The sequence below is a fragment of the Mangrovactinospora gilvigrisea genome, assembly GCF_001879105.1.
GTDB classification, from domain to species: Bacteria; Actinomycetota; Actinomycetes; order Streptomycetales; family Streptomycetaceae; genus Mangrovactinospora; species Mangrovactinospora gilvigrisea.
Map to the genome: position 1 here is coordinate 1 of NZ_MLCF01000101.1, position 14,922 is coordinate 14,922.

Sequence of the window (14,922 nt, forward strand, 5' to 3'; positions counted from 1 at the left end):
GGCGGGCCGTCAGCCAGGCGGTGGCGCTGAGCGCCGCGCCCGCGGCGGTGAGGGTGAGGGTCATGGCCGTCACGCCGGTCCACGCGTCCGCCGACCAGGCCGTGCCGGCGAGGTCGCCGAAGACGGAGGAGCCCAGGTAGTAGGCGAAGAGGTAGAGCGACGCCGCCTGGCCGGTGCCGCCGATGCCGGACGCCGCCGCGCGGGCCGGCACCCAGCCGCTGGCGACGCCGTGCGCGGCGAAGAACCCGGCGGTCATCACCGCCAGCCCCAGGATGATCAGCGGCAGCGGCCGGCAGAGCGTCAGCGCGATGCCCGCCGCCGTCACCACCGCCGCCGCGGGGATCACCGGGCCGCGGCCGATGCGGTCGGCGATCCGTCCGGCGGCCGTGGAGGAGAAGGAGCCGACCAGGTAGACGACGAAGACCAGGCCCGCCGCCCCCACGCCCAAGTGGTAGGGCCCGGCGGCGAGTCGGAAGCCGGTGGCGTTGTAGACGGCGACGAACGCGCCCATCATCGTCGCGGCGATCCCGTACAGCAGCAGCTGGCCGGGGTCGCGCAGCAGCCGTCCGCCGGTGCGCAGCAGCGCGCCGACGCGCGGCTCCGCGGGCGTGAAGTTGCGGGAGGCGGGCAGCAACCGCCACACCGCGGCGCCGCAGAGCAGCCCCAGGACGCCGATGCCGGCGACGGCGACCCGCCAGCCGCCCAGGTCCGCGAGGCCGCCGGCGACGAGCCGCCCGCACATCCCGCCGATCGCGGTGCCGCCGACGTAGAGGCCGGTCGTGCGGGCGTGCGCCGCGGGGTGCACCTCCTCGCGCAGATAGGCCATCGCGACGGCCGGCAGCCCGGCGAGCGCCACCCCCTGCACCGCGCGCAGCACCAGCAGCACCGGCCAGCTCGGCGCGACGGCCACCGCGAGACCGATCACCGCGGAGGCGATGATCGACCACTTCATCAGCCCGGTGCGCCCGCGCACCTCGGAGAGCGGCCCGGCGACCAGCAGCGCCAGCCCGAGCGCCACGGTGGTGACGGAGACGCTGAGCGCCGCCGAGCCGGGGGAGATCCGGAACCGCTCGGCGAGCGAGGGCAGCAGCGGCTGCGTGGAGTACAGCAGCGCGAAGGTGGCGAGACCCGAGGCGAAGAGCGCGACGGCGACCCGCCGCAGACCGGGCGAGCCCTCCCGATGGCCGGCGAAGGGGCCGGCGACGGAAGTGGCGGAGGGGGAGTCGAGCGCGGTCGTGACCGCCGGTGCGGGCCTGGTCTGCCTCATACGGTTCACCGTGGCACCGCCGTCCTCATGTGTGAAATGACGATTCCGCAGCGGATTCATACGCTGGATGCATGACCATCGAGGAGCTGCGCTGGTTCGTGGTGCTCGCCGAGACCGAGCACATGACGGACTCGGCCGCCGAGCTGCAGATCACCCAGCCGACCCTGTCCCGCGCGCTGACCCGGCTGGAGCACCGCGTCGGCGCCCCGCTCTTCGACCGCGACGGGCGGCGGCTGCGGCTAAACCGGTTCGGCGCGGTGCTGCTGGAGCACGCCCGCCGGGCGCTCGCCGAGGTGGACGCGGCCGGCGACCGCATCGCCGAGCTGATCGACCCGGAGCGCGGCACCGTCCGGCTCGCCTTCCTGCACTCGGTGGCGACCTGGCTGGTGCCGGACCTGATCCGGTCCTTCCGGGCCGCCGCGCCCGGCGTGGCCTTCACCCTCCACCAGGACCCCGGCCACGACCTGCTGCAGGCGCTGCGGGACGGCGCCGCGGACCTCGCCGTCACCAGCCCGCGCCCGGAGGAGGCGGAGTTCGCCTGGCGCCCGCTGGTGCGGGAGCAGCTGTTTTTGGCGGTCCCGGCCGGGCACCGGCTGGCGGACCGCCCGGGAGGCGGGCGGGTGCGGCTGCGGTCGGCCGCCGAGGAGCCGTTCGTGACGCTCCGTCCGGAGTTCGGCTTCCGCCGACTCACCGAGCGGCTCTGCGCCGCGGCCGGGTTCCGTGCCCGGGTGGCGTTCGAGGGGACGGAACTGGCGACCGTGGAGGGGATGGTCGCGGCCGGTCTCGGTGTTGCGGTACTGCCGGAGCTGCACGCGGCCGCGGTCCCGGCGGACCGCACCGCGGTGCGGGTGCCGCTGGCGGACGCGGGCGCGCACCGCACCATCGGGCTCTCCTGGCTGCGGGACCGGCCGATGCCGGCGGTGGCGGAGCGCTTCCGACTGTTCGTCCTGAGCGAACACGGGATCGACCGGGAAGATCCGAACGTCATTCAGCATTGAGTCCTATGCGCTCAACTTGAGTGAGTCCTGCACAGTTAGGAGTGATCATGGCGCAGGCCCCCGGTTCGCCGGCTTCCGCTTCTCCGGCATCCCTGACCCTGCCGGTGCTTCCGCTGGACGACGCGGTGGTGCTCCCCGGCATGGTCGTCCCCCTCGAACTCTCGGACAGCGAGGTGCGCGCCGCGATCGACGCCGCACAGGCGGCGCACGACGCCGACGCCTCGCGGCGCGGCCGCAAGCCGCGCGTCCTGCTGGTCCCCCGGGTGGACGGCACCTACCGCGGCACCGGCGTGGTGGCGGCCGTCGAGCAGGTCGGCCGCCTCTCCGACGGCGATCCGGCGGCGCTGGTGCGCGCCGGCCGCCGCGTGCGGATCGGCGCCGGCACCACCGGCCCCGGCGCGGCCCTGTGGGTCGAGGCCGAGCTGGTCCCCGAACCCGATCCCACCGCCGCCACCGGCGAACTCCCCGGCCAGATCGCCGAGCTGGTGCGCGAGTACAAGGCGCTGGCCACCACCTGGCTGCAGAAGCGCGGCGCCTGGCAGGTCGTCGACCGCGTGCAGCGCATCGACGACGTCGGCGAACTCGCCGACAACTCCGGCTACTCCAGCTTCCTCAACCAGGACCAGCGCATCCAGCTGCTGGAGACGATCGACCCGGTGGAGCGGCTGCGGCTGACCACCGGCTGGATCCGCGACCACCTCGCCGAGCAGGAGGTCGCCGAGACGATCCGCAAGGACGTCCAGGAGGGCATGGACAAGCAGCAGCGCGAGTTCCTGCTGCGCCAGCAGCTCGCCGCCGTCCGCAAGGAGCTGCGCGAGCTCAACGGCGACCCGGACACCGAGGAGGAGGACTACCGCGCCCGCGTGGAGGCGGCGGACCTGCCCGAGAAGGTCCGGGAGGCCGCGCTGAAGGAGGTAGAGAAGCTGGAGCGGGCCTCCGACGCCTCGCCCGAGGGCGGCTGGATCCGCACCTGGCTCGACACCGTGCTCGACATCCCTTGGACGGTGCGCGACGAGGACGGCTACGACCTGTCCGGCGCCCGCGCGGTGCTCGACGCCGACCACACCGGCCTCGACGATGTGAAGGACCGCATCGTGGAGTACCTGGCGGTGCGCAAGCGGCGCGCCGACAAGGGCCTCGGTACGGTCGGCGGCAGGCGCTCGGGCGCGGTGCTGGCGCTCGTCGGCCCGCCCGGTGTCGGCAAGACCTCGCTCGGCGAGTCCGTGGCGCGCGCGATGGGACGCAAGTTCACGCGCGTGGCGCTGGGCGGCGTCCGGGACGAGGCCGAGATCCGCGGCCACCGGCGCACCTACGTCGGCGCGCTGCCCGGCCGCATCGTCCGGGCGATCCGCGAGGCCGGCTCGATGAACCCGGTGGTGCTGCTCGACGAGATCGACAAGGTCGGCTCGGACTACCGCGGCGACCCCTCGGCGGCCCTGCTGGAGGTGCTCGACCCGGCGCAGAACCACACCTTCCGGGACCACTACCTGGAGGTCGAGCTCGACCTGTCGGACGTGGTCTTCCTGGCCACGGCGAACGTGCTGGAGTCGATCCCGCAGCCGCTGCTGGACCGCATGGAGCTGGTGCGCCTCGACGGCTACACCGAGGACGAGAAGGTCGCCATCGCCCGCGACCACCTGCTGCCCAGGCAGCTGGAGCTGGCGGGCCTGACACCTACGGAGGTCTCGGTCGACGAGGAGGCGCTGCGCAAGCTGGCGGCCGAGTACACCCGCGAGGCGGGCGTCCGGACGCTGGAGCGGGCGGTCGCCCGGATCCTGCGGAAGGTGACGGCGAAGTCCGACCCGTCGGAGGCGGAGCCGGAGCGCGTCGGCGTCGACGACCTGCGGGAGCTGCTGGGCCGGCCGCGGTTCGTGCCGGAGGCGGCGCAGGACCCGGAGGAGCGCCGCACCTCGGTGCCGGGCGTGGCCACCGGGCTGGCGGTCACCGGCGCGGGCGGCGACGTGCTCTTCGTCGAGGCGGCGCTCTCCGAGCCGGGCACCGGCGCCCAGGGCGTCACGTTGACCGGGCAGTTGGGCGACGTGATGAAGGAGTCGGCGCAGATCGCGCTCTCCTACGTCCGCGGGCACGGCAAGGAGCTGCGGATCTCCACCGAGCGGCTGGCGGACCGCGGCGTCCACCTGCACGTCCCGGCGGGCGCGGTGCCGAAGGACGGGCCGAGCGCGGGCGTCACCATGACGACGGCGCTGGTGTCGCTGCTGAGCGGCCGCAAGGTGCGGCCGGAGGTGGCGATGACCGGTGAGGTCTCGCTGACCGGGCGGGTGCTGCCGATCGGCGGCGTCAAGCAGAAGCTGCTGGCGGCGAAGGCGGCGGGCATCACCACGGTGCTCATCCCGCAGCGGAACGAGGCCGATCTGGACGATGTGCCGGAGGGCGTGCTGGACGGGCTGACCGTGCGGCCGGTGGCGGACGTCCGCGAGGTGCTGGAGCTGGCGCTGACGCCGGCCGCGAAGGCGCCGGAGAAGGTGCTGGTCGCCTAGGCCTCGCTTGGACCCCGCTGTTCTCCGCCCCCCTGCGCCCCGGCATCCCGCGCGACCAGGCTGTGCCTGGTTGCGTGGGGTGCTGGGGCTTTTTGCTTGAAACAGCCTTATACTCCCCGCGATTGAGCAAATTCGCACATACGAGTGGGGAGCCCAACCCGTGGCAGCGTCCGAGTTCCGCATCACCCGCGAGGGCTACCTCCTCGACGGCGAGCCCTTCCGCATCCTCTCCGGTGCGATGCACTACTTCCGCACCCTGCCCGAGCAGTGGCCCGACCGGCTGCGGATGCTGCGCGCGATGGGCCTCAACACCGTGGAGACCTATGTCGCGTGGAACTACCACGAGCCGCGCCCCGGCGAGTTCAGCGAGGTCGGCCAGCTCTCCCGGTTCCTGGCCGCCGCCGCGGACGCCGGCCTGAAGACGATCGTCCGGCCCGGCCCCTACATCTGCGCCGAGTGGGAGAACGGCGGCCTGCCGCACTGGCTGCGCGCCGAGCGCGAGGACGCCCCGCTGCGCTGCAACGACCCCGCCTACCTCGCCGCCGTGGACCGCTGGTTCGACCGGCTGATCCCGGAGATCGTCGACCACCAGGTCACCCGCGGCGGCAGCATGCTGATGGTGCAGGTGGAGAACGAGTACGGCTCCTACGGCGACGACGCCGCCTACCTGGAGCACCTGCGCGCCGGCCTCGTCGCCCGCGGCATCGACGTGCCGCTCTTCACCTCCGACGGCGCCACCGACACCATGCTCACCGGCGGCACCGTCCCCGGAGTGCACGCCACCGTCAACTTCGGCAGCCGCTCCGAGCGCGAGTTCGCCAAGCTCGCCGAGCACCGGCCCGACGAGCCGGCGATGTGCATGGAGTTCTGGAACGGCTGGTTCGACCACTGGGGCCACGGGCACGTCACCCGCGACCCGCAGGACGCCGCCGAGGAGCTGGACGCGATCCTCGCCGCCGGCGCCTCCGTCAACATCTACATGGCGCACGGCGGCACCAACTTCGGCCTCTGGTCCGGCGCCAACATGTCCGGCCCCGGCACGGAGAGCGACTACCGCCCCACCGTCACCTCCTACGACTACGACGCCCCGCTCGACGAGGCCGGCCGCCCGACCGCCAAGTACTGGGCGTTCCGCGAGGTGCTCGCCAAGTACGGGGACGTCGACGAGCTGGTGGAGCTGGACGGCTTCGAGGCGCCCAAGCCGCTGGCCGCGGCCTCGGTGCGGCTCGACCGCGGGGTGCGGCTGCTGGACGTCCTCACCGAGATCGGCGGGCCCGAGACGGAGACCGCCCACGTGCCCTCCTTCGAGGAGCTGGGGCTCGGCCAGGGCCTGGCCGTGCACACCGCCCGGATCCCCGGGCCGCGCGCCGAGGGCCACCGGCTCGCCGTCCGCGACCTGCGCGACCGGGCCTGGGTGCTCGCCGACGGCCGGGTCGTCGGCCGGCTGGAGCGCGAGGGCGCCGCGGAGGACGGGCCCCAACTGGAGGTTCCGGCCGCCGGGCTGGACGTCCAGCTGCTGGTGGAATCGCTGGGACGGGTGAACTTCGGGGCGCGCACCGGGGAGCGCAAGGGCGCGCTCGGCGGCGTCCGGCACGGGTACCAGTACCTGTCCGGGTGGCGCAGCCGCCCGGTCGAGCTGGCCACCGCGGCCCGGCTGCTGCCGCGTGAGCGGCTGGCGCCGGCGGCCGAGGCGCTCGCGGGCGAGGGCCCGGTCTTCCTCGCCGGGGGCCTGCGCGTCGACGAGGGGCGCGACGGCTTCCTGGAGGTGACCGGCGGCTCGCACGGCGTGGTCTGGGTCAACGGCTTCTGCCTGGGCCGCTACTGGGAGATCGGCCCGCAGCGCACGCTCTACCTGCCGGCGCCGCTGCTGCACGCGGACGAGGAGAACGAGGTGCTGATCCTGGAGCTGGACCCGGCGCGGGCGGCGGGGCCGCTCGCGGTGGAGATCCGCGAGGAGCCGGTGCTGGGCTGACGGCGGCGACGGGCCACCCGGGGCGCGGGGAACTGCGCGAGCGACCACAGCGAATCCGCGGGTGGAGATCCGGTCTCGCACCGTCGGTTTTGTCCAAGCCGCACAACCCGCGCCCTGCGGACTCTTCGGTCGGCGGCGCCGACCGCGCGAGCCGGGACGGGAGAGGGTGGAACTCCTCCACCCGCGAAGGAGCCTTCCATGGCGACGCCGTCCCGCATTGCCGCGCTGGGCCACTACCAGCCCGCCCGCGTCCTCACCAACGAGGAGCTCACGCGGATGGTCGACACCAGCGACGAGTGGATCCGCTCGCGCGTCGGCATCGAGCAGCGCCGCATCGCCGCCCCGGAGGAGCGCGTCGCCGACCTCGCCGCGGCCGCCGCGGCGAAGGCGCTCGCCGCGAGCGGCCTGGACGCGGCCGACATCGGCATGGTGGTGGTCTCCACCACCACCGCCGAGAACGCCTGCCCCAACACCGCGGCGCTCGTCGCCCGCAAGCTGGGGCTGCCCGGCCCGGCCGCGCTGGACGTCAACACCGCCTGCTCCGGCTTCCCGCACGCGCTGGCCGTCGCCGACCACGCCATCCGGGCCGGGGCGGCCCGGCACGCCTTGGTGATCGGCGCCGAGAAGCTCTCCGCCGTCACCGACTGGAGCGACCGCAGCACCTGCGTGCTGCTCGGCGACGGCGCCGGGGCCGTGGTGCTCTCGGCCGGCGAGGAGGGCGCGCCGGACGGCATCGGGCCGGTGATGTGGGGCTCGGTGCCGGAGATGTCGGACGCGGTGGTGATCGACGGCGAGCCGGCGCGCTTCTCCCAGCAGGGCCAGGCGGTCTTCCGCTGGGCCGTCACCGAACTGCCGCGGATCGCCCGGGAGGTGTGCGCGCGCTCCGGCATCACCCCGGAGGAGCTGGACGTCTTCGTCCCGCACCAGGCCAACCTGCGGATCGTCGAACCGGTGGCGCGGGCGCTGGGCCTGACGGAGCGGCAGGTGGTGGCGCGGGACGTGGTGGAGTCGGGCAACACCTCGGCGGCCTCCATCCCGCTGGCGCTCTCCAAGCTCGTCGAGGCGGGCCGGGTGCCCGAGGGCGGGCGCGCCCTGCTGCTGGGCTTCGGCGGCGGGATGACCTGGGCGGGGACCGTGGTGCGGCTGCCCTGAGGGGGCGGGGCGTCCCGGGCGGTCGGGGCGTCTGGGGCGGCCGTGAGGAGAAGGGCCGCGGGGGAGCGCCGGCCGGATCACTCCGCCTCCTCCTCCGCGGCCTGGGCGCGCACCGCGAAGACGCCGTCCATCTCGGCGACCTGGGCGACCAGTTGATGCGGATCGGCCGCGCCGGTGAGCCGCAGCCGGACCGCCGAGGAGCCGCGGCGCTCGGCCGGGGCGCCGCCGCCCTTGCGCTCGGCCTCGCGCTCGGGCTCGCGCCCGCGCTCGTAGCGGGCCTCGGCGCGGGACTCCTCGTCCGTCACGTCCTCGGCGTCCTCCCGGCGGTGCAGCACCTCGACATCGCTCACCCGGAAGCCCACCGCCGTGCAGTGCTCCAGGATCCGGCCCAGCAGACCGGACGACGGCCGGTAGCGGATCGTCAGCTCCATGTCCTGGTAGGCGGTGGTGTGGGTGCCGTGCGGGGCCAGCCGCTGGGAGAGCCACGGGTAGCCCTGCACCACCAGGAAGTACACCAGCGTCGCCGCGATCGCCAGCAGCACCAGGCCGCCGCCGCACGCCATGCCGACGCCGCAGGTGAGCCAGATGGTGGCGGCCGTGGTGAGGCCGCGCACGGCATCCCGCCGGACGAAGATCAGGCCGCCGCCGATGAAGCCGATGCCGGAGACGATCTGCGCGGCCACCCGGGACGGGTCGAGCGCCACGCCGGTGACGCCGAGCATGTCGTTGAAGCCGTGCTCGGAGACGAGCATGAAGAGCGCGGCGCCGACGCCCACCAGGCAGTGGGTGCGCATCCCGGCGCTCTTCTGGCGCCGCTCCCGCTCCAGGCCGATGACCGTGGACAGCACGAACGCCACGGCCAGCTCGGTGAACTGGCGCGCGCCCTGGCCGGCGTCGAAGAAGCGGAATATCTCGGCGACCGGGCTGGAGCCGGAGACGGCGGCGGCGTGCGGGACGGTGGTGAGGGAGTGCGCTACCGAGTGAATCATCGATCCAACCTACTGCCGCCGTCGTACGCGAGCCGGTAGCCGGCCCTCCGCACCGTCTCGATCGTCCGCCGGCCGAACGGTGCGTCGATCTTGCGGCGCAGCGCGCTGATGTAGACCTCGACGATGTTGGGATCGCCGTCGTAGGCGAAGTCCCAGACGTGCTCCAGGATCTCGGCCTTGCGGACCACCTCGCCGGCGCGCAGCGCCAGCTGCTCCAGCACCGCGAACTCCTTGGCGGCGAGCCGGATCTCCTGCTCGCCGCGCAGCACCCGCCGGGTGGCCGGCTCGACCACCAGGTCGCCCAGCACGATCGCCGGGGCCGCGGCCCGGGTGCGGCGGCGCAGCAGCGCCCGCACCCGCGCCTGCAGCACCACGTAGGAGAACGGCTTGGTGAGGTAGTCGTCCGCGCCGGTGTCGAGCGCCTCGGCCTCGTCGTACTCGCCGTCCTTGGCGGTGAGCACCAGGACCGGCGTCTCGTCGCCGCAGCGGCGCAACTCCTCGCAGACCTTGTAGCCGTTGAGGCCGGGCAGCATCAGATCGAGCACCACCAGGTCGTAGGTGTTCTCCAGGGCCAGATGCAGGCCGGTGGTGCCGTCGTGCGCGGTGTCGACGGCATGGCCCTCGGCCGTCAGGCCCTTGGCGAGGGCGGTGGCGAGGCGTCTCTCGTCCTCCACGATGAGCAGTCGCATGGCCACAGCGTGGCAGTGTCCCGCTGAAGCGTTCTTCAGGATCCTTCAGCGCAGCTTCAGGTTCGGGGGGCGAGAGTGGGCGTCGCCGGGGGACGGAAGCGGCCTCCGGCGGGTTCGGACACGTCCAGGCAAGTCACCGGAATCGGGGAGGACATGATGCACACTCAGGCCACGACGGGGAACGGCGGGCGCGGGCGGCACGCGGCGCCGAAGGTGCGGGGGGCCCGCGCGGTGCGGGTCGGCCGGCTGGCGGCGGGCGCGGCGGCGCTGGCCATCGCGGGCGGCGCGGCGGCGCCGGCGATGGCGGACGACGGCACCGGCCAGGGCTACGGCTCGGGTTCAGGCATGGCCTCGGGCTCGGGCTCGGGCCACGACGGGGCGTCCTGGGGCACCTCGTACCAGCCGACCTCGGGCGGCTCCGGGGCGGCGACGGTGCACCGAAAGAAGCACAAGAAGCACACCGGAACGCACCGCGGGCACGCCTCGCACCGCGATCCGGTCTGCGCCTACGGCAGCGGCAGCACCGCGCACGGCACCGGGAGCAGCCCGTGGATGGAGGGCCGTCCGTCCGGGAGCGGCGGGGGCAACGGCAGCGGCGGCGGGTTCGGTACAGGTTCGGCGTCGGGCTCGGCCTCGGGATCGGAGGGCGGCACGGGCACGGGCGGCCACCCGGAGGAGGGCCATGCGGAGGACGCCACCGAGAGCGGCGGCGAGGGTCCCCTGGCGGTCCGGGCGCGGTCCGCGCAGCCTCCCGGCGGCGGCGTGAAGGGGGTGACGGTCCGCCAGGCGGTGGGCGCCGTGCTGCGCGGCGTCCCCGGCGGCCGGGTACTGGTCGCCGACCGGGTGCGGGAGAACGGCCGCTGGGTGTGGGACACCATCGTCGCCGACCGTGACGGCGGCCGCCGGATCGCGGTGGTCGACGCGGAGCGCGGCAAGCTGCTGTCGGTCCGTCGCGCGCCGGCCGAGGGGCCGCGCGCCCAGGCCGAGATCCGGGCGGAGAACCGGCTGGCGCACCGGGCCCGCACCGATGCGGCGGCCGCGGTCGCCGCGGCCCAGCAGCGCGAGCCGGGCCTGGCGATCACCCGGGTCGCCCTCGCCGACGACCGCGGCAACCCGGTGTGGGACGTCCGCGCCGAGTCCGCCGACGGCACCACCGCCCGCACCGTCACGGTCGACGCCACCACGGGCAAGGTGCTCTCCGACCGCCCCGACCTCGACCCCGACGACGCGTGACCGAACGCCCCGTCACCCCCTCGGTCCGCGCGCGGCGCGGTCCGGGCGGGGTGACGGGGCGGCGGGACGGCAGACCGCTACCCCTACGAACGGCGAACCCGACCGAGCGCCCGCGCCAGATAGGGCCCGGTGACGCTCCCCGGGGCGGACGCCACCGCGGCAGGCGTTCCCGCCGCGACGACCCGTCCCCCCTCGGCGCCGCCTCCCGGGCCGAGATCCACCACATGGTCGGCGCCCGCCGCCACCGCCATGTCGTGCTCCACCACGATCACCGTGCTGCCCGCCGCCACCAGCCGGTGCAGCTGCTCCATCAACACCTCGGTATCGGCCGGGTGCAGCCCGGTCGACGGCTCGTCCAACAAATACAGAGTGTGTCCGCGACGGCTCCGCTGCAGCTCGCTCGCGAGCTTGATGCGCTGCGCCTCGCCCCCGGAGAGCTCGGTGGCGGGCTGACCGAGCCTCAGATAGCCGAGCCCCACCTGCTGCAGGGCCGTCAGCCCGCGGGCGGCCGCCGGGAGGTCGGCGAGGAACTCGGCGGCCGCGTCGACGGTGAGGTCGAGCACCTCGGCGATGGTGGCGCCGCGGTAGGAGATCTCCAGCGTCTCGGGGTTGTAGCGGGCGCCCTTGCAGTCCGGGCAGGGGCTGTAGGTGCCGGGCAGGAAGAGCAGCTCCACCGCGATGAAGCCCTCGCCCTGGCAGGTGGGGCAGCGCCCGGAGGCCACGTTGAAGGAGAAGCGGCCCGCGGTGTAGCCGCGGGCGCGGGCCTCGTCGGTGGCGGCGAAGGCCTTCCGCACCGCGTCGAAGAGGCCGGTGTAGGTGGCCAGGTTGGAGCGCGGGGTGCGGCCGATCGGCTTCTGGTCGACGCGCACCAGCCGGTCGACGGCCTCCAGCCCCTCCACGGTGCCGCGGAACCGCTGGGCCTGCTCGGGGACGGCCGCCGTCTCGTCGCCGTCGCCCTCGTCGGCCGCGGCGTCGTCCGTCCCGCCGCCGTCCGCGACGCCCTCCGCGGCGGCGGCCACCACGGCCAGCAGGCTGGACTTCCCGGAGCCGGAGACGCCGGTGACGGCGGTGAACACCCCCAGCGGCAGCTCCGCGTCGAGGCCGCGGAGGTTGTGCAGGGTGACGTCCCGCAGCCGCAGCGTTCCGCTCGGGGTGCGCGCCTGGTGCGGCTCACGCGACTCGTGCGTCTCGCGTGCCTCGCGTGTCTTACGTGCCTCGCATGCCTCGCGTGCCTCGCCGTCCGGTGCCGCGCCGTCCTCGGCGAGCAGGTAGCGGCGGGTGGCGGATTCGGGCACCGCGGTGAGGCCGTCCGGCGGCCCGCTGTAGAGCACCCGGCCGCCGTGCTCGCCCGCTGCCGGGCCGACGTCCACGATCCAGTCCGCCCGGGCGGCGATCGCCATGTCGTGCTCCACCAGGAACAGCGAGTTCCCGGACTCCTTCAGCCGCCGAAGCACCGTCATCAGCGCCTCGGTGTCGGCCGGGTGGAGGCCCGCGGAGGGCTCGTCCAGGACGTAGACCACCCCGAAGAGTCCGGAGCGCAGCTGGGTGGCGAGGCGCAGCCGCTGCAGCTCCCCGGAGGAGAGCGAGGGGGTGGGGCGGTCGGTGGAGAGGTAGCCGAGGCCCAGCTCGGTGAGGACCTCGATGCGGCCCACCAGGTCCTGGGAGAGCGCGGCGGCCGGCGACTCGTCGGCGTTCTGCCCGGTGAAGGGGCGCAGCAGGGCGGAGAGCTCGGAGAGCGGCAGGGCCGCGGCGGCGGCGATGTCCATCCCGGCGAACGTGACGGCGAGCGCCTCGGGCCGCAGCCGGCGGCCCCCGCACACCGGGCAGTCGGAGCTGACCAGGAACCGGGAGACCCGGCGGCGCAGCCCGGCGCTCTTGGAGTCGGCGAAGGTGTGCAGCACATAGCGCCGGGCGCTCATGTAGGTGCCCTGGTAGGGGCGGTGGATGCGGTGCGCCTCGCGCTCCGGGTGGACGGTCACCACGGGCTGCTCGTCGGTGAACAGGATCCACTGCCGGTCCGCGGCCGGCAGCTCGCGCCAGGGCCGGTCGATGTCGTGGCCGAGGGCGGCGAGGATGTCGCGGAGGTTCTTGCCCTGCCAGGCGCCCGGCCAGGCGGCGATGGCGCCCTGGCGGATCGACAGCGACGGGTCGGGGACGAGCGATTCCTCGCTGACCTCGTGGATCCGGCCGAGCCCGTGGCAGGTGGGGCAGGCGCCGGCGGCGGTGTTGGGCGAGAAGGAGTCGGAGTCCAGCCGCTCGGCGCCCGCGGGGTAGCGGCCGGCCCGGGAGAAGAGCATCCGCAGCGAGTTGGAGACGGCGGTGACGGTGCCGACGGAGGAGCGGGCGGTCGGCGCGGAGCGGCGCTGCTCCAGGGCGACGGCGGGCGGCAGCCCGGTGATCTCGTCGACCGCGGGGGCACCGACCTGGTTCAGCAGCCGGCGGGCGTAGGGGGCGACGGACTCGAAGTAGCGGCGCTGGGCCTCGGCGTAGAGGGTGCCGAAGGCGAGGGAGGACTTCCCCGAGCCCGAGACTCCGGTGAAGACGACCAGGGCATCGCGGGGGAGGTCGACGTCGACGCGGCGCAGATTGTGCTCGCGCGCGCCGCGGACCTGCACGAACGGGTGGGACACGGCGGCGAGTCTACGGCCCGGCCCCCGCGTGCGGCGGGAGCCGGGCCGTGGACCGACGGTGTTGCGGTGCCGCGGCGCTGTGCCGCCGCGGCGGTGCGGTTACTGGTACGGGTTGGGCTGCTGGGTGCCGTAGGGGTTGCCCGGCTGCTGGGGCTGCGCCTGCGGGTATCCGTACCCGGGCTGGGGTGCCTGCGGCTGCTGCTGTGGCTGCGGCTGGCCCTGCGGGTAGCCGTAACCGGGCTGCGGCTGCTGCGGCTGCTGGGGCTGTGCCTGCGGGTATCCGTACCCGGGCTGGGGCGCCTGCGGCTGCTGCTGGGGCTGCGGCTGGCCCTGCGGGTAGCCGTAGCCACCGGCCGCGGGGGCGGCCTGCTGCGGAGCGGGCGCGCCGGCCTGCTCGCCGTTGGCCGCGACCTCCATCTGCTGGGCCTGCTCCTTCGTCACCCGTGATGTGGTGCCGCAGAAGGTGCACTGGGTGAAGTACGAGGAGGCGATGGGGAAGAGCGGGATGAAGAAGAGGGTGAACTTCGTCAGCCGGCGCTTCACCGAGTGGGCGGCCGGATTGCCGCAGTTGCCGCAGACGAAGTTGAGCATCGCCAAGGTCAGGATCGTGGTCCTGGTTCCCCAGATGATCATTGGTGTCGGTTCCCCCGATCCGGGTCGAGCATGGGACGTGAGCAAGGTGCCGCCGCCGGGTGCCGGGGCGCGGGCCCCTTACCTAATCATTCGGTGCGAGCGGGTGTCATCCTTCTCGGGAAACAGGACGCGGACCGTGGCCCAACCGTTCCCTCCCGGTCGGCCGCCGGTCACCGCCGCTCCGGGAACCGTCCCGCTCCAACCGGAAGTGATCGCACACACGTCCCTCCCGCACAGGGGCCCGCGTAGCATCCGGGGATGCTGCGCATCTCGCTGGTGGCCGCCGCCCGCTGCTCGTCGGTCCTGGACGAGCGGTTCGACGACGACCGCCCGCTCGACCGGGCGTCCGTCCAGGAGGTGGAGCGGGCCGCGCCCCGGCTGCGCTGGCTCTCCGCGTTCGAGCTGCGCTACTGCTCCCCGTCCCCGCGCGCCCGGGGCACCGGCGAACTGCTCGGCCTGACGCCGCTGGCCCAACCGGGCCTGCGGGACTGCGAGATGGGCCGCTGGCGCGGCGCCCGCCTCGACCAGGTGATGGCCTCCGAGCCGCAGGCGGTGGCCGCCTGGCTGGACAACCCGGTGGTGACGCCGCACTCCGGGGAGTCGCTGCTGGCCTTCATAGCCCGGGTGGGGGAGTGGCTGGACACCCGCCCCGAGGACGGCAGCCGGATCGTGGCGGTGGCCGACCCGGGCGTGGTGCGGGCCGCCGCCGTCTACGCCCTCAACGCCCCGCCGCCGACCTACTGGCGGATCGACGCGCAGCCGCTCTCGCTCACCACCGTCACCCGGCGCCCCGAGGGCTGGGCGCTGGAGTTCCCGGCGTAGCCGGGGTCCGCGGCCGTCCCGCCCACCCGTCCCGCCCAC

Annotated in this window: 11 protein-coding genes; 6 read left to right on the forward strand and 5 right to left on the reverse strand. The window is 74.6% G+C overall.

The genetic code is table 11. The features are described 5' to 3' along the window. A partial coding sequence (locus BIV57_RS17065; RefSeq protein ID WP_071657692.1) for an MFS transporter occupies positions 1 to 1,267 on the reverse strand: 1,267 nt, incomplete at its 3' end. Positions 1,268 to 1,338: 71 nt separating this feature from the next. On the opposite strand from BIV57_RS17065, the gene BIV57_RS17070 reads away from it, so the two are divergent. From BIV57_RS17070 to BIV57_RS17085, 4 genes are all read left to right on the forward strand, one after another. Then, positions 1,339 to 2,265 carry a LysR family transcriptional regulator gene (locus BIV57_RS17070; protein WP_071657693.1) on the forward strand — a complete coding sequence of 309 codons (927 nt, stop codon included), beginning with the start codon at positions 1,339 to 1,341 and terminating at the stop codon, positions 2,263 to 2,265. Positions 2,266 to 2,312: 47 nt separating this feature from the next. After that, positions 2,313 to 4,763, forward strand: a complete 2,451-nt coding sequence (lon, locus tag BIV57_RS17075; RefSeq protein ID WP_071657694.1) for an endopeptidase La — start codon at positions 2,313 to 2,315, stop codon at positions 4,761 to 4,763. Between the two features lie 160 nt (positions 4,764 to 4,923). Beyond that, positions 4,924 to 6,735, forward strand: coding sequence for a glycoside hydrolase family 35 protein (locus BIV57_RS17080; protein ID WP_071657695.1), 1,812 nt, complete (start codon positions 4,924 to 4,926; stop codon positions 6,733 to 6,735). Positions 6,736 to 6,933: 198 nt separating this feature from the next. Continuing rightward, positions 6,934 to 7,887: a beta-ketoacyl-ACP synthase III gene (locus BIV57_RS17085; RefSeq protein WP_071657696.1), complete on the forward strand. Its 954-nt coding sequence runs from the start codon at positions 6,934 to 6,936 to the stop codon at positions 7,885 to 7,887. 77 nt (positions 7,888 to 7,964) lie between these two features. Here the strand turns inward: BIV57_RS17085 and BIV57_RS17090 are convergent, their stop codons facing one another. Then, complete coding sequence (locus tag BIV57_RS17090) at positions 7,965 to 8,876, reverse strand: MgtC/SapB family protein (RefSeq protein ID WP_079170411.1); 912 nt, start codon at positions 8,874 to 8,876, stop codon at positions 7,965 to 7,967. Then, the gene (locus BIV57_RS17095; protein WP_071657702.1) at positions 8,873 to 9,565 is read right to left on the reverse strand and encodes a response regulator transcription factor; all 693 of its coding nucleotides are present in this window, start codon (positions 9,563 to 9,565) and stop codon (positions 8,873 to 8,875) included. The genes BIV57_RS17090 and BIV57_RS17095 overlap by 4 nt, the downstream gene beginning before the upstream one ends. A gap of 153 nt (positions 9,566 to 9,718) precedes the next feature. Between BIV57_RS17095 and BIV57_RS17100 the strand changes: the two genes are divergently transcribed. Continuing rightward, positions 9,719 to 10,798, forward strand: a complete 1,080-nt coding sequence (locus BIV57_RS17100) for a PepSY domain-containing protein (protein WP_071657697.1) — start codon at positions 9,719 to 9,721, stop codon at positions 10,796 to 10,798. 83 nt (positions 10,799 to 10,881) lie between these two features. On the opposite strand, the gene BIV57_RS17105 is transcribed toward BIV57_RS17100, so the two are convergent. Together BIV57_RS17105 and BIV57_RS26650 are read right to left on the reverse strand one after the other, a co-directional pair. Continuing rightward, on the reverse strand, positions 10,882 to 13,428 hold the full coding sequence (locus tag BIV57_RS17105; protein WP_071657698.1) for an excinuclease ABC subunit UvrA: 2,547 nt from the start codon (positions 13,426 to 13,428) through the stop codon (positions 10,882 to 10,884). Positions 13,429 to 13,527: 99 nt separating this feature from the next. Further along, positions 13,528 to 14,061, reverse strand: coding sequence for a zinc ribbon domain-containing protein (locus tag BIV57_RS26650; protein ID WP_071657699.1), 534 nt, complete (start codon positions 14,059 to 14,061; stop codon positions 13,528 to 13,530). Positions 14,062 to 14,319: 258 nt separating this feature from the next. Between BIV57_RS26650 and BIV57_RS17115 the strand changes: the two genes are divergently transcribed. Further along, positions 14,320 to 14,883, forward strand: a complete 564-nt coding sequence (locus tag BIV57_RS17115) for a histidine phosphatase family protein (protein ID WP_071657700.1) — start codon at positions 14,320 to 14,322, stop codon at positions 14,881 to 14,883. The last annotated feature ends 39 nt before the right edge of the window (positions 14,884 to 14,922 follow it).

What these genes read in the sequence shown, in the direction of transcription:
- BIV57_RS17070 (WP_071657693.1), top strand. Translation starts at nt 1,339, where the DNA reads ATGACCATCGAGGAGCTGCGCTGGTTCGTGGTGCTCGCCGAGACCGAG.
- BIV57_RS26650 (WP_071657699.1), bottom strand. Translation starts at nt 14,061, where the DNA reads ATGATCATCTGGGGAACCAGGACCACGATCCTGACCTTGGCGATGCTC.
- BIV57_RS17115 (WP_071657700.1), top strand. Translation starts at nt 14,320, where the DNA reads ATGCTGCGCATCTCGCTGGTGGCCGCCGCCCGCTGCTCGTCGGTCCTG.
- BIV57_RS17100 (WP_071657697.1), top strand. Translation starts at nt 9,719, where the DNA reads ATGATGCACACTCAGGCCACGACGGGGAACGGCGGGCGCGGGCGGCAC.
- lon (WP_071657694.1), top strand. Translation starts at nt 2,313, where the DNA reads ATGGCGCAGGCCCCCGGTTCGCCGGCTTCCGCTTCTCCGGCATCCCTG.
- BIV57_RS17095 (WP_071657702.1), bottom strand. Translation starts at nt 9,565, where the DNA reads ATGCGACTGCTCATCGTGGAGGACGAGAGACGCCTCGCCACCGCCCTC.
- BIV57_RS17090 (WP_079170411.1), bottom strand. Translation starts at nt 8,876, where the DNA reads ATGATTCACTCGGTAGCGCACTCCCTCACCACCGTCCCGCACGCCGCC.
- BIV57_RS17085 (WP_071657696.1), top strand. Translation starts at nt 6,934, where the DNA reads ATGGCGACGCCGTCCCGCATTGCCGCGCTGGGCCACTACCAGCCCGCC.